Here is a 23,629-nt window from a genome sequence, read left to right on the forward strand (position 1 = left end):
ATGCAGCAGGGCAATATCGTGTTGAAGCTGGCGATGGATGCGGGCCAGTCCGAGGGTGCACCGTCCCGCTGGCGGGCGGCCTTGCAGGCCGTGGTGCGTCGCCACGAGGCGCTGGGCGCAGCGCAGGACGCGTGGCGCGAGGCGGGCGGGCAGGAGTCGTTGCAGGCGCTCGTGGCGCGGGAGGCGGCCACGCCGCTGCCCGCGGACGGGGCGCTGCGGGCGACGTGGGTTGGTGCGGCCGGACCCGTGCTGCTGCTGGCGTTCGACCCTGCGCGCGTGGATTTGCCCAGTGCCCACATCGTCGCCCGGGACCTGCTGCAAGGCGCGTCGCCGGACGGACGGGATGCGGACGAACCGGCCTTCCAGTTCGGCGATTACCTGGCATGGTGCGACGGGTTGGCGCAGTCGGCCGATGCCCAGCAAGGCCAGGTCTACTGGGCGGATTGCCTGTCGCGGGCGCAGGGCCTGCCGGGCGCGAGCGTGGCGTCGTTGCCGGCGTCCTCGCCCGGCGCGGCGGTGCGGGCCGCCATCGCGCTGCCGTCCGGCGTCGTGGCGCGGGCGCGCGCGCAGGCCGAAAGGCTCGGCATCCTGCCGGCGCAGCTGCAGCAGGCCGTGTGGTGGCTGCTGCTGACCCGATTGAATGGCCTTCAACCCTACGTTGGCGGCTGGGTGCACGATTGCCGCGACGACTACGACCTGATGCGTGACGGCGTGGGACGGTATCAGCGGACATTGCCGCTGGTGGTGGACGTGGGGGCCGCGCCCACCGTCGCGGCCTGGCTGGAAGGCCTGCGCGAGACGTGGGAGTCCCATGCGGCCGCGCGCGAGTTCCTGCCCGGGCAGGCCCAGGCGTTGCGCGCCGCGCAGGCATGCGGTGCGGTGGTGCACCGCCAGGATGCGGTATTGCCGGGCGACGCTTCTTCCGTGCAGGTCGCGCATCTGCCCACGGAAGGCTTCGCGCTGTGCCTGCATCTGCATGCGGAACAGCCCGGCGTGGTCCAGGTGCAGGGCGATGCGGCGCGTTATTCCCGCGACGCGTTGGCCGCGCTGCTGGACCAGTACGCGGTGCTGCTGGACGCGGTGGCGCAGGACGTCCACCGGTCCGCGGCGGACTATGGCCTGATGGATGCGCCCCAGCGCGCGGCCTTGCTGGCGCGAGGCGATCGGGCGGAGCAGGCCGGCGAACCGCCATTGCTGGCGCAGCGCCTTTGGCACTGGGCCGCCGAGACCCCGCAAGCGCCCGCGTTGGCGCTGGCCGATGGCCAGGTCGTGGATTACGCCGGCCTGTATGCACGCGCCGGTGCGGTGGCTGCCTGGCTGGCGCGGCAGGGCGTCCTGCCCGGTAGCCTGGTGGCATTGCGCCTGCCGCCCACGCCCGCGCTGGCCCTGGCCGTCGCCGGCGTATGGCGCGCCGGCGCGGCCTATGTGGTCGTGGACCCCTCCTGGCCCGAAGGGCGGATGCAGGCGGTGCTGGACGATGCGCGGCCGGTGCTGGTCGTGGAAGCGGGCGAGGCGCCGCTGGGCTACCTGGCCGGGATTCCTGGCCAGGAAGACCGCGCCGCGATGCAGGCCGAAGTGCACACCGACGTGCCCGCCGCCGCCGACCCCGCCATCGCCTCCGACGCGCTTGCCTACGTCGTGTACACCTCCGGTTCGACCGGCACGCCCAAGGGTGTGGCCATCACGCATGGCGCGCTGGCCAACTATGCCCGGGCCGCGACGGCCGCCATGGGCCTGTCGCAATGCCGCAGCTGGGGGCTGGCCAGTTCGCTGGCGGCCGACCTGGGCTATACCGCGCTGGTCGGCGCCTGGTACAGCGGCGCCCGCATCGCCTTCGCGCAGGCGCGCGACACGCTGGACGGCGCGGCGTTCAGCGCGTTCCTGCGCGACGGCGGCGTCGACGCGCTGAAGATCGTGCCCTCGCACCTGCAGGCCTTGCTGGAGCACGATTCGCCGGCGTTGCCCGCCACCCTGGTGCTGGGCGGCGAGGCCACGCCCGCGGCGCTGGTGCGGCGCATCCGCGCGGTGGCCCCGGCATGCCGCATCTTCAATCACTATGGCCCCAGCGAGACCACGGTGGGCGTCATGATCCATGAGGTCGGTGTCGACGGCGTGCGCGGCGACGTGCTGCCGCTGAGCACCGTGCTGGACGGCAACCGTGTGCGCGTGCTGGACGCGCAGGGCGAGCCGGCGCCCGCCGGCAGCCTGGGCGAGGTGTACATCGGGGGCGCGCAGCTGTGCCGCGGATACCTGAACGGACGCGATCCGCATGCCTTCGTCGAGGATCCCTTCCTGCCCGGGGCGCTGCTTTATCGCACCGGCGATCTGGCCTACGTGCTGGCCGAGGGCGGCCTGCGCATCGCGGGACGCGCGGACCATCAGGTGAAAGTGCGCGGATATCGCGTCGAGCCGGGCGAGGTCGAAGCGGCGCTGCGCGCCGTGCCGGGCGTGGCCCAGGCCGTGGTGCTGACCGAAGCCGACGCCGCCACCGGCACGGCCTTGGTGGCCCATGTGCAGCAGGACTCGGCCGCAGCGCATGCCGGCGCGGTCTCCACCGACGCCTCGGATACCGAAACCCCGCATGCAGAGGCACGATCGGCAGGTCTGGAGCAAGCCTTGCGCACGGCGCTGGCTCGGCGCCTGCCGGACTACATGCTGCCGGCACGATACCGCTTCGTGGCCGACATGCCGCGGCTGGAGAACGGCAAGATCGACCGTCGCGGCCTGGCCGCCGGCGCGATCACCGCCACCCCTGCGACCCCGACCGCGCCGCAGCCCGCGGCCGGCGCCGCCGCTCTGGACCCCATCGAGCAGGCCGTGCGCGACACCATGGCGAAGGTGCTCGGACGCGACCATATCGGCGAGGACGAGGATTTCTTCGACCTGGGCGGCCATTCCATCCTGGTGATCAAGCTGGTGGCGCGCCTGCGCAATACGCTGCAGCTGGAGGCCAGCCCCGCGCTGGTGTTCGACCATCCCACCGCGCGCGGGCTGGCCGCGGCGCTGCGCGCGCGGGCCGATGCGTTCGCCGCCGTGGCGGGCGAGGCCCAGCCGTGCTGAGCGCCGGCGGCGCCGCGCCGCATCCCGCCGGCCGTTGCCATCCGCTGTCGTATGCGCAGGAACAGCTGTGGCTGGCGCAGCGCACGCGCGCGGGCGCCACGGCCTACAACCTGCCGCGCGCATTCCGGCTGCGGGGCACGCTCGACCCCGACGCGCTGGACGCGGCGTTGCGTGCGGTGCTGGCGCGCCACGAGATTCTGCGCACCAGTTTCCACGAGGCGGACGGCCAGGCCATGCAATGCGTGCACGACGCCTGCGATTTCGCCCTGGATCGGCATGACCTGCGCGGCCAGCCGGACGCCGTGCGCACGGCGCAGGTGGTGCGCGCGATCGCGGCCGTCAGCCAGCACGAATTCGACCTGTCCCGCGCGCCGCTGATGGTCGGCAGCCTGCTGCGCACGGCCGACGACCAGTGGACGCTGGCGCTGTGCCTGCACCACATCGTGTCGGACGCCTGGTCCAATCCGCTGTTCGCGGCCGACGTGGCCGAGGCCTACCGGCGCGCGGTGCGCGGGGCTGCCGCGCCGCTGCCCGCGCTGCCGCTGCAGTATGGCGACCATGCCCGCGCACAGCGCGGGCCCGAGGCGCAGGCCGCGCTGGCGCGCAGCCTGGCGTTCTGGCAGGCGCACCTGGGCGACGAGGTGCCGGTGTTGGACCTGCCCACCGACGCGCCGCGTTCGCAGCGGGCGGGGCAGGTGGCCGCCACCGTCCAGCAGCGCCTGGCGGCGGACGATTTCGCCGCGCTGGCGGCGTTCTGCAAGGCCGAGCGCAGCACCCCTTTCATGGTGCTGATGGCGGCGTGGCAGGTCGTGCTGGGCCGCTACAGTGGCCAGCAGGACTATGCCGTCGGCGTGCCGTCCGCGGGCCGTGACGATGAGGCGGCGCAGGGACTGGTCGGCTGCTTCGTCACCACGCAGGTGTTTCGCGCGCGGTTGCGCGCCGACGTGAGCCTGCGCCAGCTGTGCCGCGACGTGCGGCGCGTCGCGCTGCAGGCCATGGACCAGGCCGCGCTGCCGCTGGAGCGCCTGCTGGCCGGACGCGGCGAGGCGCGCGACGGCACCCGCCATCCTTTGTTCCAGACACTGTTCGGCGTGCAGGTGGCCGACGCGGATGCCGCGCTGATGCTCGACGGGTTGCAGGCCGAGGCCTTGCCCCTGCAGGCGATCGCGCCCAAGTTCGAGCTGTCGTTGCTGTGCATGCTGGACGCGCGGGGCTGCCGGCTGCGGCTGGAGTACGACAGCGGTCTCTTCCAGGCGGACACCGCGCGGCGCATGCTGGACGCCATGGCCCATGTGCTGCATCGGTTGGCGCACGCGCCGGACAGCCTGGTGGGCGATACCGGCATCGCGGCGGCGGCCCGGCCGGCGATCGTCGCTGCCACGCCGCCCGAGCAAATTGTGATCCAGCCTTCGGTCGTCGCGCAGTTCGAGGCGAAGGCCGCGCAACGGCCCGATGCCATCGCCGTGGTGGACGAGCGCGGCGCGTGGACGTATGCGCGGCTCGACGCGTACGCCCGCCGGATAGCGGACCATCTGCGCCGCGTGGGCGCGAGGCCGGAATCCTGCGTCGCGGTCGCGGTGCCGCGCGGCGCCGAGCTGCTCGCGGCCCTGCTGGGCGTGATGAAGCGCGGCGCGGCCTATGTGCCGGTGGACGCCGCCTATCCCGCCGCGCGCATCGCCTACATGCTGCGCGACAGCGGCGCGCGGTTCGCCATCGTCCACGAGGCATTGGCCCGGTCCGATGATGGCGTGCGGGCGATCCTGCGGGACATGCCGGAGGTGCGCGTGCTGGACCTGGCCACGCTGGACGCGCGAGACGCCGCTGGCGTGAGCGACACCGCCGACGCGAGCGATGTCGACGCTGCCACGCAGGCCGCTCATGCCACGCGCGCCGTACTCGCTGCCGATGCCGCGCATGTCTCCGCGCCCGCGCAGGGGAATCGCGCCAACCCCACCGATCCGGCCCCGCAGTCCCTGGCCTACGTGATCTACACCTCGGGCTCCACCGGCACGCCCAAGGGCGTGGCCGTCACGCACGGGGCGCTGGGCATGCACATCGCCGCTGCGGTGCGGCGCTTCGGCCTGCGGTCCGATGATCGCCAGCTGCTGTTCGCATCGATCAGCTTCGACGCCGCCGGCTCGCAGTGGATGGCGCCGCTGTGCGCGGGCGCAGCCGTGGTGGTGCCGCCGCCCGGCATGTGGGATGCGGAAGCGCTGGCATCCCATGCGCGCGGGCAGGGCGTGACGGCGGTGCACCTGCCGCCCGCCTACCTGCGCGAGTTCGGCGCGGAGGCCCGCCGGCAGGGGCTGCGCATACGGCTCTGCATCGCGGGCGGCGAGGCCTGGCCGCTGGACGGCGTGCACCAGGCGCGCGCGGACCTGGACGCGCGAGTGCTGGTGAATTCTTATGGTCCGACCGAGGCGGTGATCACCCCGTGCGCATGGGTGGCGCCCGAATCCTTGGCGACGCTCCCCGCGTTGGCTGCCTGGGCGACGCAGGCCGCAGCGCCTGGCGTGCTCCCGGCAAGTATCCCCGCAACGGCCTATGCCCCCATCGGCACCGCCGTGGGCGAACGGCACGCCCGCGTGCTGGACGCGGACCTGAACCCCGTGCCGCCGGGCGTGCCGGGCGAGCTGTACCTCGGCGGCGCCGGCCTGGCGCGCGGCTATTTCGGCCGCGCCGGACTGACCAGCGAGCGTTTCGTGGCCGACCCGGAACATGCCGGCGCACGCCTCTATCGCACGGGCGACCGCGCGGTGATCCTGCCCGACGGGCAACTGGCCTACCTGGGCCGACGCGATCATCTGATCAAGATCCGCGGCTTCCGTGTCGAGCCCGCCGAAGTCGAACAGGCGCTGCTGGCGGCCGGGGCGGCGCAGGCCGTCGCGCTGGCGCGCGCCGCGTCCAACGGCGCGGCCCGGCTCGTCGCCTATGTGGTGATGGACCCCGCACGTGCCAGCCACGGCGCCGACACGGCCGCCATGGATACGGCCGCAGTGGACACGGCCGCCGTGGACACGGCCGACGCGCTGCGCGACCAGCTGGCGCGCCGGTTGCCGCATTACATGGTGCCGTCGGCCATCGTCTTGTTGCCCGCGCTGCCCCGCACGCCCAACGGCAAGCTGGACCGCGCGGCCCTGCCCGAGCCCGAGCTGGCCGCGCAGGCCTACGATGCCCCCCGCGACGGGGCCGAGACCGCCATCGCACAGGCCTGGTCCGAGGTGCTGGGCACCGCTAGGCCGGGCCGGCACGACAATTTCTTCGAAGCGGGCGGCGATTCCATTCTCAGCCTGCAACTGGTGGCGCGCCTGCGCAATGCGGGCTGGCGCCTGTCGCCGCGGCAGGTCTTCGAACGGCAGACCATCGCGGCGCTGGCGGGCGAGGCCGAGCGGCTGGACGGGTCCGTCAGCACGCAGGCCGGACCCGCGCAGGGCGAGGCGCCGCTGCTGCCGATACAGCAACGCTATTTCGCACGGCGCATCCCGAACCGGAATCACTGGAACCAGGCCGTGCTGCTGCAGGCCGACGCCCCGCCCGACACGGCCACCCTGGCGCGGGCGCTCCAGGCCGTGCTGGCCACGCACGACGCCTTGCGCCTGCGCTATCGGCAGCAGGCGCCCGGGCAATGGGTCCAATACCACGCGCCGAATGCCGACGATGCCGGCGAACTGGTCTGGCGGGCCACGGCGCGCGATGAGCACGACGCCCTGGCCCTCTTCGAGCGGGCCCAGCGCAGCCTGGACATCGAGCAGGGGCCGTTGCTGCGGCTGCAGATCGTCGACACCGAAGGCGCGCCGGCGCGCATGCTGGTGGTCATCCACCATCTGGCGGTGGACGGCGTGTCGTGGCGCATCCTGCTGGACGACCTGCGGCAGGCCTACGAGCAGGCGCGCAACGGCCAGGTGTGCCGGCTGGCGCCCGTGGGCTGCAGCTTCCAGGCCTGGGCCGCGGCGTTGCGGACACGGCTGGCGGTCGGCGCCGCCGAAAGTGCGCATTGGCGCGGCCTGGCGGATGTCCCGGCGGCGCTGCCCCAGGGCGATGCGGCGGGCAGCCGCGCGCTGGCCGACCAGCGCACGCTGACGGCCATGCTGGATGCCGACTGGACGGACCGCCTGCTGCGCCAGGCTCCCGCGGCCTACCGCACGCAGGTCAATGACCTGCTGCTGGCCGCGCTGGGCCGCGCGCTGTGCCGCTGGAGCGGGCAGGATCACGTGCTGGTCGACCTGGAAGGGCACGGGCGCGAGCCGGTGTTCGACGACGTCGACCTGTCGCGGACCGTGGGATGGTTCACCAATCTCTATCCGGTCGCGCTGCGGCCGCTGGGCGAGCCCGGGGCCGCCATCAAGCGCGTGAAGGAAAGCCTGCGCCGGGCGCCGCATCATGGACTGGGGTTCGACGCATGGCAACGGTCAACCGACGCCGTGACGCTGCCGCCGCGCCAGGTGGTCTTCAACTACCTGGGCCAGTACGACGATGGCCAGCCCACCCAGGCGGGCTGGTGCGCCTTGCCCGGCGCGCCGGGCGCCGCCATGGATCCGCGCGCGGAAAGCGCCCACGAGTTCAACGTGAAGGGCAGCGTGTTCCGCGGCGCGCTGACGCTGTCGGTGTCGTTCGGCGCGGCACGCCACGACGAGCGGGACATCCAGTCGTGGCTCGACGACTTCCGCGACGAACTGAAGGCGCTGGTGGCGCACTGCGGCGCGCAGGCACGAGGCCTGACGCCGTCGGACGTGCCGCTGGCCGGCCTGACGCAGGCGCAGCTGGACGCGCTGCCGCTGGCCGCGCAGCGCGTCGAGGATATCTATCCCGCCACGCCCATGCAGGCGGGCATGCTCTTCCATGGCATGAGCGGCGCGGCCGGCGCCGCCTACATCAACCAGCTGCGCGTGGACATCGATGGCTTGGACGTGCCGCGCTTTCGCCGGGCGTGGCAGGACGTGCTGCAGCGTTGCGACGTCCTGCGCACGGGATTCCTGCCGGGCGGCGCGGGCGTGCCGCTGCAGTGGGTTGCCAGGCAGGCGCCGCTGCCGCTGGACGTGCAGGACCTGCGCGGCGATCCTGACATGGCGGCACACATCGATGACCTGGCCCGCGCGGCGCTGGAGCGCGGCTTCGACCTGGCGGAGCCCCCGCTGATGCGCCTGCTGCTGGTGCGCGTCGATGCCGATCGCCATCATCTGGTGTGGACGCACCATCATGCGTTGATGGACGGCTGGAGCGTGTCGCGCCTGCTGGGCGACGTGCTGCGCGCCTACGCGGGACAACCGTCGAACGGCGCGGCGCCCCGGTTCCGCGATTACCTGGCCTGGCTGGCGCGCACCGACGCGGATGCCGCGCGCCAGTATTGGACGGACCGGCTGGCTCCGCTGGGCGCGCCGACCCGGCTGGCCGAGGCGGGCCGTGCCCAGGCCGGCCGCGACACCGGTCCCGCCGTGCTGCATCGCTCGCTGGACGTGGCCGGAATGACCTTGCTGAGCGCCTGCGCGCAGCGCGAACGCGTCACGGTGAATACGCTGGTGCAGGCCGCGTGGGCGCTGCTGCTGTCACGCCACGTGGGCAGCCATTGCGTCGCATTCGGCGCGACCGTGGCCGGCCGGCCGGCCGACCTGCCCGGCGCGCAGGAGATGGTGGGCCTGTTCATCAACACCCTGCCCGTCGTCGCGAGCCTGCCCGACGGCGCCCGAGTCGGCGCGTGGCTGCGCGGGCTGCAGGCGGACGAGGCACGCGCGCGCGAGCACGCGGCCACGCCGCTGTACGAGATCCAGGCCTGGACGGGGCAGGGCGGGCAGGCCCTCTTCGATTCCATCCTGGTGTTCGAGAACTATCCGGTGGACCGCGCGCTGCGCGAGGGCGAGGCGGCCGGCGTGGGTTTCGGGCTGCCAGTCAATCGCTACGAGACGGGCTATCCGATGACCGTCACCGTACACGTCGACGACACGCTGCACGCCGCCTTCGCCTACGCCGGCCGCGATTTCGACGCGCACCGGGCCGAGGCCATCGCCACGCAGTTCGAGCACCTGCTGCGGTGGCTGTGCGGCCATTGCGATGCCGTGCTGGGCGAGGCGGCGCTGCGCGATGCGGCGCCGCCGATCCAGGACGAACGCGGCGATCCCTGGGGCTACGTGCCGGTGCACGAGCAGTTCGCCCGCCAGGCGCGGCAGCGCCCCGGTCGGCTTGCCGTGTCGGCGGGCGGGCAGGACTGGACGTACGCGCAGCTGGACGCGCGCGCCAACCGCGTGGCGCAGGGCCTGCGCCGGCTGGGCGTGCAGCCCGGCGACCGGGTGGCCATCGCCATGGACCGCGAGCCCGCCATGCTGGCGGGCTTGCTGGGCATCCTGAAGGCGGGCGCGGCCTATGTGCCGGTCGATCCGGCCCTGCCGGCCGAACGCGCCGAATACATGCTGCAGGACAGCGGCGTGCGGCTGGTGCTGGCCAGCACGGCCGCCGACGCCGAGCGTGCCGGCGATCGCTGGCGCGTGCTGACCCTGGAGGCATGCATGGCCGAGGCCGCCGGCGACCATGCGCCCACGCTGTCGATTGGACCGCAGCACCTGGCCTACCTGATCTACACCTCGGGCTCGACCGGCAAGCCCAAGGGCGTGATGGTGCCGCACGGCGCCCTGGACAACTTCCTGTACGCCATGCGCCAGGCGCCCGGCATGGACGACGACGACCAACTGGTGGCGACCACCTCGCTGTCCTTCGACATCGCCGCGCTGGAGCTCTTCCTGCCCCTGACGCTCGGGGCGAGCCTGACGCTGGCGACCCGTGCCCAGGCGCGCGATGGCGTGGCGCTGGCGGCCCTGCTGCGCCAGCGCAAGCCGGGCTTCCTGCAGCTGACGCCGGCAGGCTGGCGCCTGCTGCTGGCCGCGGGCTGGCGCGCCGACCCGGGCCGGCCGCTGACCGGCCTGTGCGGCGGCGAAGCCCTGCACGAAGGCCTGGCCGCCGAGCTGCGCGAGCGCGGCGTGTCGTTGTGGAACATGTACGGGCCCACCGAAACCACCATCTGGTCCAGCGCCACGCCCGTGGCGGCGCTGCCGCCTTCCATCGACCGGCCTGTCGCCCGCACGACGCTGCACGTGCTGGACGCGCGCATGCATCCCGTGCCGGCCGGCGTGGTCGGCGAGCTTTACATCGGCGGCGATGGGCTGGCGCACGGCTATTGGGGCCGGCCGGGCTTGTCGGCCGAGCGCTTCGTGGCCGATCCCGCCGGCACGGGCCGCCTGTTCCGCACGGGAGACCTGGTGCGGCGCACGGCGGACGGCGGCCTTGAGTACCTGGGACGCGCGGACCATCAGGTCAAGGTGCGCGGCCACCGCATCGAACTGGGCGAGATCGAGGCGCAACTGCTGGCGCAGGCCGGCGTGGGCGCCGCCGTCGTCACGGTGTGGCAGGGCGGGGACGCGCCGGCGCTGGCCGCCTACGTGACCGGCCGCGGCGGCGCACGGCCCGACGCCGCGCTGCTGCGTGCCGCGCTGGCGCGCGCGCTGCCCGAGTACATGGTGCCCGCGCACATCTGCGTGCTGGATGCCCTGCCCTTGAACAACAGCGGCAAGGTGGACCGCAAGGCCTTGCCGTTGCCGTCCGCGCAACAGGCCGCCGAGCCGCCGCAAGGCGAGCTGGAAGCCGCTCTGGCCCGCATGTGGGGCGAGGTGCTGCACGTGGAGGTCCTTTCGCGCGACAGCGACTTCTTCATGCTGGGCGGCCATTCGCTCAGCGCCATGCAGGTGGTGGCGCGCGTGCAGAGCGAGCGGGGCTGCGAGCTGGACGTCTCGGCGCTGTTCGCCGCTCCGGTGCTGCGCGATTTCGCGCAGCGCGTGGCGCAGGCGCCGGTGACGGCCGGCAGCCAGGCCCTGGACACGCTCGATGCCTTCTTCGATACGCTGGAGACCTCTTGATGGAACGCCTTGCCGCCGAGCGGCTGATGCAGCGCTTTGGCAACGCCACGCCGGACCAGCGTGCGCAGTTCTACCAGCGCATGCGCGCCGAGGGCATCCTGCCGTCGCAGTTGCCCCTGATTCCCCGTTCCGCGCATGCCGACGGCCCCGAGCCGTTGTCGTATGCGCAAGCCCGCCTGTGGTTCATCTGGAACCTGGACCGGCAGGGTAATTCGTATCACATCGCGCGCGCCTTGCGCCTGCGGGGGCCCTTGGACGCCGACGCGCTGCAGCGTGCGCTGGCGGCGCTGGTTGCGCGGCACGAGAGCCTGCGCACGGTGTTCCGCGCGGGCGAGGGCGGCGAGGGCGAGCAGGTGGTGCTTGCCGCGCAGCCGCCCGTGCTGGCGCGCTGGGACCTGCGCGGCCAGTCCGATGCCCAGGCGCGGGCTCGTGCGCATGCGCAGCAGGTGGCCGACACGCCCTTCGACCTGTGCGCGGGCCCATTGCTGCGCGCGGGCCTGGTCCGGCTGGACGAGCAGGAGCACGTGCTGGTGCTGGCCATGCATCACATCGTGTCGGATGCGTGGTCGATGGGCGTGCTGGTGGAGGAGCTGGTGACGCAGTATCGCTCCCATGCCTCGACAGGCGGCGCCGCGGTGTTGCCGCCGTTGCCGATCCAGTATGCGGACTACGCGGCATGGCAGCGCAACTGGCTGGAGGCCGGCGAGCGCGAACGCCAATTGGAATACTGGCGAGACGCGCTGCTGGCCGGCGGCGACGCACCCGTCGCGACGCAGTGGCAGGCCGACCATCCGCGCCGTGCGGATGGCCGCCATCGGGCCGCCAGCCACGCGCTGACGCTGGACGCGCCGCTGGCGCAGTCGCTGCGCGCGACGGCGCAGGCGCACGGGGCCAGCCTGTTCATGGTGCTGATGGCGGGGTTCGTGGCACTGCTGCATCGGCATACGGGGCAGGGCACCGTGCGGCTGGGCATGCCCATCGCCAACCGCCACCGCAGCGAGACCGAGCGCCTGGTCGGCCTGTTCGTGAACACGCAGCTGCTGCAGGCGCGGCTGGATGGCCGCACGACGCTGGCCGAGCTGCTGGCGCGTGTCCGCGCCGCCGCGCTGGGCGCGCAGGCGCACCAGGACCTGCCGTACGAGCAACTGGTCGAGGCCCTGCAGGATAGCCGCGGGGCGGGCCCGCTGTTCGAGATCATGTACAACCATCTGCAGTCGGCGCCATCGTCACAGCACCGCCGTGTCGGCGAACTGGACATCGCCGACTATCCGCTGGACGGACGCGCGGCGCAGTGCGACCTGATGCTGGCCACGAGCGAGGACGGCACGGGCGAAGTGCGGGTCCAGCTGACGTATGCGCAGGAGCTGTACGAGGCGTGGCGCGTGCGGCGATTCGGCGAGCACTACGTGGCGGTCCTGCGCGCGCTGGCGAGCGATGCGGAACGGGCGGTGGGCGAGATCGCGCTGCTGGACCCGGAAGAGGACGCGCAGCTGCGCGCCTGGGGCGCGGGCCCCGCCCGGGCGGTCGCCGCGCAGCCCGTGCACGCGCGCTTCGAGGCCCAGGCGACGCGCACGCCGGACGCGGTCGCGCTGGTCAATGGCGACCAGTCGCTCAGCTACACGGAACTGAACCGCCGCGCCAACCGCCTGGCCCATCGGCTGGCCGAGCTGGGCGTGGGGCCGGACGTGCAGGTGGGCATCGCGCTGCCGCGCTCGGCCGCGATGGTGGTGGGGCTGCTGGGCATCCTGAAGGCGGGCGGCGCCTACGTGCCGCTGGACCCGGACTATCCCGCGCAGCGCCTGGCGGACATGGCGCGGGACGCGGCGATCGCGCTGCTGCTGGTGGACGCCGGCACGGATGCCGCGGCGCCGGCGTGGACGCAGGTGCCCCGCCTGCGCCTGGATGAGCAGGGGCTGGCCCATCAGGGGCTGGCCCATGGCGACCGGCCCCAAGGCCCGCCGAACGACCCCGGCCTCGCGGACGCCGGGCAGCCGCCGGCCGCGCCCGCCGCCGCGCGCGGCGCGTCCGGCCACGACGCCAACCCCGCCATCCCTGTCCATCCCGACCACCCCATCTACGTGATGTACACCTCCGGCTCCACCGGCCGGCCGAAGGGCGTGATGGCCACGCATCGCGCCGTGGACCGGCTGATCACGGGCGCCCGCTATGCCCGTCTGGACGCCGGCGTGCGCATGCTGCAGTTCGCGCCTCTGGCCTTCGATGCCTCCACCCTGGAGATATGGGGCACGCTATGCAATGGCGGCACGCTGGTGCAGGCGCCCGCGGGTCCGCTGGGACTGGGCGATCTGGCGGCTGTGCTGCGCGGCCAGGCAGTGAACGTCGCATGGCTGACGGCGGCGCTGTTCAACCAGCTGGTCACCCACGAGCCCGACGCGCTGGCCGGCCTGGACCAGCTGATCACCGGCGGCGAAGCCATGTCCACGCACCATGCCGCGCGCGCCCGCCAGGCCATGCCGCGCGGCGAACTGGTCAACGGCTATGGCCCCACCGAGACCACGACCTTCGCCGCCTGCCGCCGCGTGGACGCAAGCGACCTGGCGCGCAGCGCGGTGCCCATCGGCACCCCCATCGCCGACACGTACTGCGTGCTGCTGGACGAGGCCCTGCAGCCCGTGCCCGCCGGCGTGGCGGCGCAACTGTACATCGGCGGCGCGGGCCTTGCGCGCGGGTATCTGGGGCAGGCGGGCATGACCGCCGCGCGCTTCGTGGCGGACCCGCATGGTCCGGCCGGCGCGCGGCTGTATCGCACCGGCGACCTGGCCCGCTGGCGCCACGACGGTCAGCTCGAATACCTGGGCCGCCTGGACGGCCAGGTGAAGCTGCAGGGCCATCGCATCGAGATGGGCGAGGTCGAGGCTGCGCTGCTGCGCCAGCCCGGCGTGGCGCAGGCGGCGGCGGCCGTGCGCCGGGATGCGCTGGTCGCCTATGTGGTGGCGCGCAGCGACGCGCGTCTCGACACGGCCGCCTTGCGCCGCGCCTTGCAGGACGCACTGCCGGCCTACCTGGTGCCATTCGCCATCGGCGTATTGCAGGGCATTCCGTTGACCGGCAACGGCAAGGTCGACCGCGCCGCGCTGCCCGACATCGCCGACGACGCGGCGGCGCGACAGCCGCCGCAAGGCGAGACGGAAACCGCATTGGCGCAGCTGTGGCGCGAAGTCCTGGAGACCGGCCCGGTCGGTCGCGACCAGGCGTTCTTCTCGGTGGGCGGCCATTCGCTGGCCGCCATGCGCCTGCAGGCCCGCGTGCGCGAACGCTTCGGCGTCGAGCTGCCGCTGCGGCTGTTCTTCGGCCAGGCGACCGTGGCGTCCATGGCCGTGGAGGTCGACGCGGCGCGGACGGCGGGACAGGCTGGCGAGCAGGACGAACTGGCCTCGATGGCCGCACTACTGGATGGATTGGAGAACTGAATGGACACCAGCAAACAGGCGCTTGCCGAGCGCTTCGGCAGGCTGCCGCGCGACAAGCAGGCCAGCTTCCTGCAGGCGCTGGCCAAGCAGGGCCTGGATTTCGCGCGACTGCCCATCGTCCCGGCCGCCTCGCGCGAGGTCGCGCCGCTGTCGTACTCGCAATCCCGGCAATGGTTCATGTGGAGCATGGACCCGCAGGGCACGGCCTATCACATCGTGCGCACGCTGCGCCTGACCGGTCCGCTGGATGCGCGCGCGCTGCGCGCCGCGCTGGCGGCGCTGACGGCGCGGCACGAGAGCCTGCGCACCGTGTTCCGCGCCGGTTCGTCCGGCCTGGGCGAGCAGGTCGTGCTGCCCGCGCAGGAACCGGCATGGGACCAGTGGGACCTGCGCGGCCAGGCCGACGCACAGGCTCGGGCAAGAACGTACGCGCAGCAGGTGGCCGATACGCCGTTCGACCTGCGCGAAGGGCCGCTGCTGCGCGGCGGCCTGATACGGCTGGATGAGCAGGAACACGTGCTGGTGCTGGCGATGCACCACATCGTGTCCGACGGCTGGTCGATGGGCGTGCTGGTGGAAGAGCTGGTGGCGCACTATCAGTCGCAGGCCACGCAGGGCCGCGACGCGCAGTTGCCGCCGCTGCCCATCCAGTACGCGGATTACTCGACCTGGCAGCGCAACTGGCTCGAGGCCGGCGAGCGCGAGCGCCAGCTGGCGTACTGGCGGGCTGCGCTGCGGGCCGACGGCGGCGAGCCTCCGGTGGCGCAGCTGCAGCCCGATCATCCACGCCGCACCGACGGCCGCTACCGCGCCGCCAGCCATGGCATGGCGCTGGACGCACCGCTGGTGCAGTCCTTGCGGACCGTGGCGCAGGCGCACGAGGCCAGCCTGTTCATGGTGCTGATGGCGGGGTTCGTGGCGCTGCTGCACCGCTATACGGGGCAGGAGACGTTGCGCCTGGGCGTGCCGGTGGCCAACCGCCATCGCAGCGAGACCGAGCGCCTGATCGGCCTGTTCGTGAACACGCAGCTGCTGCAGGCCCGCGTCGATGGGCGCCGATCGCTGGCCGAGGTCCTGGCGGAGGTACGGACGGCGGCGCTGGGCGCGCAGGCGCACCAGGACCTGCCGTACGAGCAGCTGGCCGAGGCGCTGCAGGGCGGGCGCGGCACGGCCTCCGGGGCGCTGTTCGAGATCATGTACAACCACCTGCAGGCCGGCGCGGTGTCGGCGCGCCGGCAGGTGGGCGCGCTGGAGATCTCCGATTACGCGCTGGATGGCCGCATGGCGCAGTGCGAACTGATGCTGACCACCAGCGAGGATGCCGGCGGGGGCGTACGCGCCAGCCTGGCCTATGCGCAGGAACTGTACGAGCCGCGGGCGATCCAGCGCCTGGGCGAGCACTACCTGGCGATGCTGCGCGCCCTGGCGCGTGATGCAGGACAGGCCGTGGGCGACGTGGCGCTGCTGGATGCCGCGCAGGCGGCGCAGCTGCAGGCCTGGGGCGACGGCGGCCCGCGCGCCGAGGCGGCGCCCCTCGTGCACGAGGGATTCGAGCAGCAGGCGGCCCGCACGCCGCGGGCGGTGGCGCTGGTCAGCGGCCAGCGGGTGCTGAGCTACGACGAACTGAATCGCCAGTCCAACCGGCTGGCGCACCGGCTGAGGGCGCTGGGCGTCGGCCCCGACGTCCCGGTGGGCATCGCGCTGGAGCGCTCGGCGGCCATGGTGGTGGCCATGCTGGGCATCATGAAGGCCGGCGGCGCCTACGTGCCGCTGGACCCCGACCATCCGGCGCAGCGCCTGGCGGACATGGTGGAGGATGCGAGCCTGGACATCGTGCTGAGCCACGGCGGCGTCGCCGAACGCATCGGCCTGCCCGGCGGGGTGCGCTTCGTCGACGTGGAAAGCGCGGTCCAGGACGGACCGGACCACAACCCCGGCGTGGCCCTGCACGGCGACAACCTGGTCTACGTCATCTTCACTTCGGGGTCGACCGGCCGGCCCAAGGGCGCGGCCAACAGCCATCGCGCGGTGGCCAACCGCATCGCGTGGTCGCGGCAGGCGTACGGCCTGCGCGACGACGACGCGGTGCTGCAGAAGACGCCGTTCGGCTTCGACGTGTCGGTATGGGAGTTCTTCTGGCCGCTGACGGTCGGCGCCCGCCTGGTGATGGCGCCGCCCGGCGATCACCGGGATCCGCCGGCGCTGATGCGCCTGATACGCGAGCAGTCGATCACGACGCTGCACTTCGTGCCTTCCATGCTGCGCGCCTTCCTGGCGTTCGACGGGATCGAGGCGTGCGACAGCCTGCGCCGCGTGTTCTGCAGCGGCGAGGCCCTGCCGCGCGATTGCCAGGACGCGCTGCTGGCGCGCTGCCCCGGCGTGGCGCTGTACAACCTGTATGGTCCCACCGAGGCGGCCATCGAGGTGACGCATTGGACCTGCCGCGCCGGCCAGCCGGTGCCCATCGGCGAGCCCATTCCGGGCGTGAGTGTCTGCGTGCTGGACCGCGACCTGAACCTGGCGCCGCCCGGCGTGCCGGGCGAACTCTATCTGGGCGGGGCGGGGCTGGCGCGCGGCTACCTGGACCGGCCCGGCCTGAGCAGCGAGCGCTTCGTGGCGGACCCGCTGGGCAGCGGCCAGCGCCTGTACCGCACGGGCGACCTGGTGCGGTGGCGCGCAGACGGCCAGATCGAATACCTGGGCCGGCTGGACCATCAGATCAAGGTGCGCGGCCTGCGGATCGAGCTGGGCGAGATCGAGAGCCGCCTGCTGGACTGCCCGCAGGTGCGCGACGCGGTGGTGGTGGCCAGGGTGGACGGCGGGGCCACGCGGCTGGTGGCGTACGCCTGCCCGGCGGCCGATGCCGTGATCGATGCTGCGGCGCTGCGCGCCGAGCTGGCACGCGGCCTGCCCGACTACATGGTGCCCGAGTTCATCGTGCCCATGGACGCATTGCCGCTGAACGCGAACGGCAAGATCGACCGCAAGGCGCTGCCCGAGGTGACGCTGGGCGAGGACGCCGCGCAGTACGAAGTGCCCGCGACGCCCGCCGAAGTGGCGGTGGCCCAGGCGTGGCGCGAAGTGCTGGGCCAGGCCCGGGTGGGACGCAACGACAACTTCTTCGCGCTGGGCGGCGACTCCATTCTCAGCCTGCAGGTGGTGGCGCGCCTGCAGCGCGAGGGTTGGCAGGTGCAGCCCCGCCAGGTGTTCGAGCAGCAGACGGTGGCCCGCCTGGGCGCCGTGCTGGTCGGCGCGCGGGCCGGCGCGCGCGCGCAGCCGGATCGCGCGCAAGGCGCGGTGCCGCTGTCGCCCATGCAGGCGGCGTTCTTCGACCTGGACGTGCCCGCGCGCCACCACTGGAACCAGGCCCTGCTGTTGCGGCCGCGCGTGCCGGTCGACCTGGACGCCATGCGGCGCGCATGGGCCACCGTGGCGCGGACCCACGACGCGCTGCGGCTGCGCTACCGGCGCGAGGCCGATGGCACCTGGTCGCAGGCCTACGCCGAGCCCGGTCCCGACCTCGATGCGCAGCACGCGCTATGGGAGCGGGAAGCAGGCGGCGCGGCGCAACTGACCGAGGCCTGCCAGCAGGCGCAGCGCAGCCTGGATCTGCAGCACGGCCCGCTGGCCCGCGCGGCCTGGCTGCGCACCGAGGACGGATCGGGCCGCCTGCTGCTGGCCATCCATCACCTGGCGGTGGATGGCGTGTCCTGGCGGGTCCTGCTGGAAGACCTGGCGTTGGCCTATGGCCAGTGCCTGGCGGGGCAGGCGATCGTGCTGCCCGCGCGCAGCGCGTCCTACAAGACGTGGACCACGTGGCTGCATGCCCACGCGCAGGACCACGCGGACGAACTGGACTATTGGCGCGACACGCAGGCCGCGGTCGAGCCGCTGCCCTGCGACGCCCCTGGGGCGGACAGCCGTGTCGGCGCGCTGCGCACGCTGCAGTTCTCGCTGGACACGGCGGCCACGCAGGCGCTGCTGGCCCGCGCGCCCGCGGCCTACCGCACGCAGGTGCACGAACTGCTGCTGACCGCGCTGGCCCGCGCCCTGTGCGGCGCGACGGGCCGCGACCGCATCGTGCTGGACATCGAGGGCCACGGCCGCGACGGCGCGGGCGACGAGGACTACTCGCGCACCGTGGGATGGTTCACGCGCCTGTATCCCGTCTGCCTGGAGGCGGGCGGCGAACTGGGCGATGCCATCAAGCGAGTGAAGGAGACCTTGCGCAACGTGCCCGCCGGCGGGGCCGGCTACGGTCTCTTGAGCCGTTGCGGCACCGCGGCGCAGCGCCAGGTGCTGGACGCCGCCACGCGGCCCGCCGTGGTGTTCAACTACCTGGGCCAGTTCGACGCGAGCTTCAACGGCGAGGCGCCGTGGGAGCCGGCCGCCGAGGATGCGGGGCCCGCCATGGACCCGGCATCGGCCAGCATGCACGAGATCGGCGTCAGTGGACGCGTCTATCGCGGCGCCCTGCAGATGTCCGTGCGCTTCGACCCGCGCCGCCATGCGCAGCACAAGGTGGAAGCGTGGCTGCGGGACTACGAGCGCGAGCTGCTGGCCATCGTCGGGCATTGCGGCGCCGGGGCGCTGGGTTACACGCCTTCCGATTTCCCGCTGGCGCGCGTGGCGCAGGCCCGGCTGGACGGCCTGCCGCTGCTGCCGGCGCGCGTGGCGGACCTCTATCCGCTGTCGCCCATGCAGGCCGGCATGCTGTTCCACAGCCTGGACGATCAGGAGGGCGCGGCGTACGTCACGCAGCTGCGGCTGGGCATCGGCGGGCTCGACGTGGAGCGCTTCCGCGCGGCCTGGCAGGCGGTGGTGGATCGCCATGACGTGCTGCGCACGGGCTTCCTGCCGGCCGGCCGCGACGGACAGCCGTTGCAGTGGGTGGCGCGCGATGCGCGGATCGAGGTGGAGCAGCACGACTGGCGCGGGCGTGCCGGGCTGGACGAGGCCCTGGCGGACCATGCGCGGCAGCAGCGCCGGCCCTTCGACCTGCTGGAACCGCCGCTGATGCGCTGGTCGCTGGTGCGTACGGGCGACGATCACCATGAGTTCGTCTGGACCCGTCACCATCTGTTGATGGACGGCTGGAGCATGTCGGCGGTGCTGGGCGAGGTGCTGGAGCACTACACGCATCGCACTCAGCGGCCTGCCGCCGCACCGTACCGCGACTACATCGCGTGGCTGCGGACGCGCGATGCGGCGGCCAGCGAGACGTACTGGAAGGCCGCGCTCGCGCCCTTGCCGGCGCCCTCGCTGCTGGCCGCCTCCCTGGGCTCGGGCTCGCCGCGGGCCACGGGCCACGACGAAGTCCGGCATCGCATGGACGAGCGCGCCACGGCCGGCCTGCTGGCGTTCGCGCGGCGCGAGCGCATCACCCCCAACACGCTGGTGCAGGGGGCCTGGGCCCTGCTGCTGTCCCGCTACTGCGGCCAGGGCGTGGTGGCCTTCGGCGCCACCGTCGCCGGCCGGCCCATGGATCTGCCGGGCGCCGACGGCATGGTCGGGCTGTTCATCAACACGCTGCCCGTGGTGGTGGATACGTCGGGCGGGCAGGCGCTGGGACCGTGGCTGCGCGGCCTGCAATCGGCCAACGCGGCCATGCGCGAGCACGAACAGACGCCCTTGAACCAGATCCAGCGCTGGTCGGGCCAGCAGGGCGGTCTGTTCGACAGCATCGTCGTCTTCGAGAACTATCCGGTGGATGCGGCGCTGGGGAATTCGCAAGGCGAGCTGCGCTTCGAGCGGCCTTCCTCGCTGGACGTCACGACGTACCCGATGGACGTCGAGGTGCACCTGGGCAGTACCCTGTTCATCAAGTTCATCTACCAGCGCAGGCATTTCAGCGCGGAACAGGTCGAAGCGCTCGCGTGCCAGATGTTCCACCTGCTGCGCGTGATGGCTGGACAGGCGGACGCGCCGCTGCGCGAGCTGCCGGTCCTGCCGGAGGCCGACGCCGACGCGCTGCTGGCGCTGGGGCGCGGCGAGCCGTCGGCTGCCGCGCACCCGCCGCTGCATGCGCACTTCGAGCATCATGCCGCCCAGCGCCCCGGTCGGCGTGCGCTGGCGCTGCACGACGACCGGATCAGCTACGGCGAACTGAATGCCCGCGCCAACCGCATCGCCCATTACCTGATCGCGGCGGGCGTGCGCGCCGACGTGCGCGTGGGCATCGCGATGACGCGCTCGTTCGACGCGTTCGCCGCCATGCTGGGCGTGCTCAAGGCGGGTGGGGCTTACGTGCCGCTGGACTCGGCCTATCCCGCCGAGCGGCTGCAATACCTGCTGCGCGACAGCGCGGTGCGGCTGCTGCTGACCCAATGCTCGCTGGCCGACCGCATGCGCGCGCTGGATTGCGCGCCGGTCACCGACATCGACACCGTCGACCTGGCGGCCTGGCCCGACACGGATCCGGGCCTGCCCGTGCATCCGCAGCAACTGGCCTACGTCATCTACACCTCGGGCTCGACCGGCGCGCCCAAGGGCGTGGCCGTGCCGCACGGCCAGATGTCCATGCATTGCCCGGCCACCGCCCGCGTCTACGGCATGGACGAGGACGACTGCGAGTTCCACTTCATGTCGCTGTCGTTCGACGGCGCGCACGAGCGCTGGCTGACGCCCCTGTGCGTGGGCGCCGGGCTGGCGTTGCGCGACGACGAGGTCTGGACCGCCGAACAGACGCACGAGGCGCTGGTGCGCCACGGCGTCACGCAGGCTGCCTTCCCGCCGGCCTATCTCGGCCAGCTGGCCGAATGGGCACGGCTGTGCGGCCAGGCGCCGCCCATGCGGCTGTACGTGTTCGGCGGCGAGGCCATGACCAAGGGCGGCTTCGAACGCGCCAGCCAGGCGTTGCGGCCACAATGGTTCATCAACGGCTATGGGCCGACCGAGACCGTGGTGACCCCGCTGATCTGGAAGGCGCCCGCCGATGCCGCATTCGACTGCGCCTGCGCGCCCATCGGCCGGCCCGTGGGCGAGCGGGATGCCTACATCCTCGACCACGAGCTGGCGCTGGTGCCGCGCGGGGCGGTGGGCGAGCTCTACATGGGCCGCAACGGCCTGGCGCGCGGCTACCTGGGCCGGGCGCCACTGACGGCCGAGCGTTTCGTTGCGGATCCGTACGTGCCGGGCGGCCGCATGTACCGCACCGGCGACCTGGCGCGCTGGCGCGAGGACGGCAACATCGAGTACCTGGGCCGCGCGGACGAGCAGGTGAAGATCCGCGGGTTCCGCATCGAGCCGGGCGAGATCGAGAGCCGCGCGCGCGCCGTGGAAGGCGTGGCCGAGGTCGCCGTGGTCGCGCGCCGCGACGGCAGCGGGCCGCAGCTGGTCGCCTACGTCGTGCCGCTGCCCGGCCAGTCGGGCCAGCAGCTGTCCGAGCGCGTGCGCCGGCAGTTGACGGCCGAGTTGCCGGCCCACATGGTGCCCGCGCACGTCGTGCCGCTGGACGCCTTGCCCCGCCTGATCAGCGGCAAGCTGGATCGTGCCGCGCTGCCCGAGCCGCGCGCCGATGGCGGGTACGAGGCGCCGCGCAACGACGCCGAACGTACGCTGGCGCGGATCTGGGAACGCGTGCTGGGCCTGCCGCGCGTGGGCGCGCTGGACAACTTCTTCGAGATCGGCGGGGACTCGATCCTCAGCCTGCAGGTCATCTCGCAGGTGCGGGCCAGCGGCCTGGGCCTGGACCTGAAGCTGCGCGACCTGATGCGCCTGCAGACGGTGCGCGCGCTGTGCGAGCAGGCGCCGCAGGCGAAGCGCGAAGCCGCGCCGCGGCCGGATGCCTGCGTGGCCGGCGACGTGCCGCTGCTGCCCATCCAGCACTGGTTCCTGCACGAGGACATCGCGCAGCGCGACCACTACAACCAGTCCGTCATGCTGCGTTCGGCGAAGCCCGTGGACCACGCCCTGCTGGGCCAGGCGCTGGCGCTGCTGCAGCGCCGGCACGACGCGCTGCGCATGCGTTTCACGCGCGACGCGGCGGGTACCTGGCGGCAGCACCATGCTCCGGAAGACGCGGCGGATGACGTGCTGTGGCTGCGCGAGCTGGACGACGCCGGACAGGTCACGACCGTGGCGGAGCAGGCTCAGCGCAGCCTGGACCTGGCATGCGGGCCCGTCTGGCGCGCCGTGCACATGCGCCTGCCCGACGGCAGCGCTCGCCTGTTGCTGGTGGCGCACCACCTGGTCATCGACGGCGTGTCGTGGCGCATTCTGCTGGATGACCTGCAGACCTGGTACGGGCAGTTGCGCACCGGCGCCGCGCCCACGCCGGCCGTGCGCACCTCGTCGTACCAGGCCTGGACGCGGCGCCTGCATGCCATGGCGGCGTCGGCCGAGCTGGCGCGCGAGAAGCCGCTCTGGCTGGCGCAGACGAGCGACGTCACCGAGATCCCGCGCGACGATGCCGACGCGCCGAACCTGGTGCGCGACGTGGCATCGGTGCGCGTGCAACTGGACCCGGCGGCCACGGACAGCCTGCTGCGCGAAGCGCCCGCGGCCTACGGGGCCACCATCAACGAGCTGCTGCTGGCCGGCCTGGCACGCGCGCTGTCGCGCTGGACGGGCGGCGACAGCCACGCCATCTGCCTGGAAGGCCATGGCCGCGAGGGCGACGCCGCCGGGCTGGACTTCAGCCGCACGGTCGGCTGGTTCACCACGGCCTACCCGGTGCGCCTGTCCGGCGGCCTGTCCGACGCGCCCCGGCGCACGCTGGACACCGTGCGCGAGACCCTGCGCGGGCTGCCCGCCAACGGGCTGGGCTACGGTGTGCTGCGCCACCTGGCGCCGGCCGATACGGCCGCCGGCGATGCGCCCTTCGGCGGACACGGCGGCCTGGCGGGACCCGCACGCATCACGTTCAACTACCTGGGCCAGTTCGACCAGGCGCTGGGCGCGGCCTCCGGGTTCTCGGTGGCCGAGGAAAGCGCGGGGAGCGAGCGCGGTCCGGACGGTCCGCTGGCCAACTGGATCGAGATCGTCGGCAGCGTCTACGGCGGCCAGCTCACGCTGCGCTGCGTCTACAGCAAGCGGGTGTTCCAGGCGGAAACGCTGCAGGGCCTGGCGGACAGCTATCGCCAGGAGCTGGAAAGCCTGGCGCGGCGCTGCCGCAGCGCGGCGGTGTCGTAGGCGCTGCGATGCCGTGATGCGCGCCCGCGCGATGCTGCCTTCAGGCCAGACGGGCCGCCTTCGCGGCGGCCCGTTACCGTTCCGCCCGCTGCGCCGCATGCCGGCGCG

At 73.2% G+C, this 23,629-nt stretch carries 4 protein-coding genes; all 4 read left to right on the forward strand.

Features of this window, described 5'->3' with window-relative positions:
• From FS845_RS12340 to FS845_RS12355, 4 genes are read left to right on the forward strand one after another with little or no spacing between them, the layout of a single operon-like run.
• Positions 1 to 3,060, forward strand: coding sequence for an amino acid adenylation domain-containing protein (locus tag FS845_RS12340; RefSeq protein WP_144635201.1), 3,060 nt, complete (start codon positions 1 to 3; stop codon positions 3,058 to 3,060).
• Entirely contained in the window at positions 3,054 to 10,958 is a 7,905-nt protein-coding gene (locus FS845_RS12345; protein ID WP_144635204.1) for a non-ribosomal peptide synthetase, read from the forward strand. Before FS845_RS12340 ends, FS845_RS12345 begins: the two co-directional genes overlap by 7 nt.
• A complete protein-coding gene (locus FS845_RS12350; RefSeq protein WP_144635207.1) occupies positions 10,958 to 14,389 on the forward strand; it encodes a non-ribosomal peptide synthetase in 3,432 nt (1,143 codons plus the stop codon). The genes FS845_RS12345 and FS845_RS12350 overlap by 1 nt, the downstream gene beginning before the upstream one ends.
• The gene (locus tag FS845_RS12355; protein ID WP_144635211.1) at positions 14,390 to 23,521 is read left to right on the forward strand and encodes a non-ribosomal peptide synthetase; all 9,132 of its coding nucleotides are present in this window, start codon (positions 14,390 to 14,392) and stop codon (positions 23,519 to 23,521) included. It begins immediately after the preceding gene.
• Positions 23,522 to 23,629: the final 108 nt, after the last annotated feature.

It is taken from the genome of Bordetella genomosp. 13 (genome assembly GCF_007679965.1).
Taxonomy (GTDB): domain Bacteria; phylum Pseudomonadota; class Gammaproteobacteria; order Burkholderiales; family Burkholderiaceae_B; genus Bordetella.

Bases quoted from the DNA above. Each gene is read 5' to 3' on its own strand.
- FS845_RS12350 (WP_144635207.1), top strand. From the start codon at position 10,958: ATGGAACGCCTTGCCGCCGAGCGGCTGATGCAGCGCTTTGGCAACGCC.
- FS845_RS12340 (WP_144635201.1), top strand. From the start codon at position 1: ATGCAGCAGGGCAATATCGTGTTGAAGCTGGCGATGGATGCGGGCCAG.
- FS845_RS12355 (WP_144635211.1), top strand. From the start codon at position 14,390: ATGGACACCAGCAAACAGGCGCTTGCCGAGCGCTTCGGCAGGCTGCCG.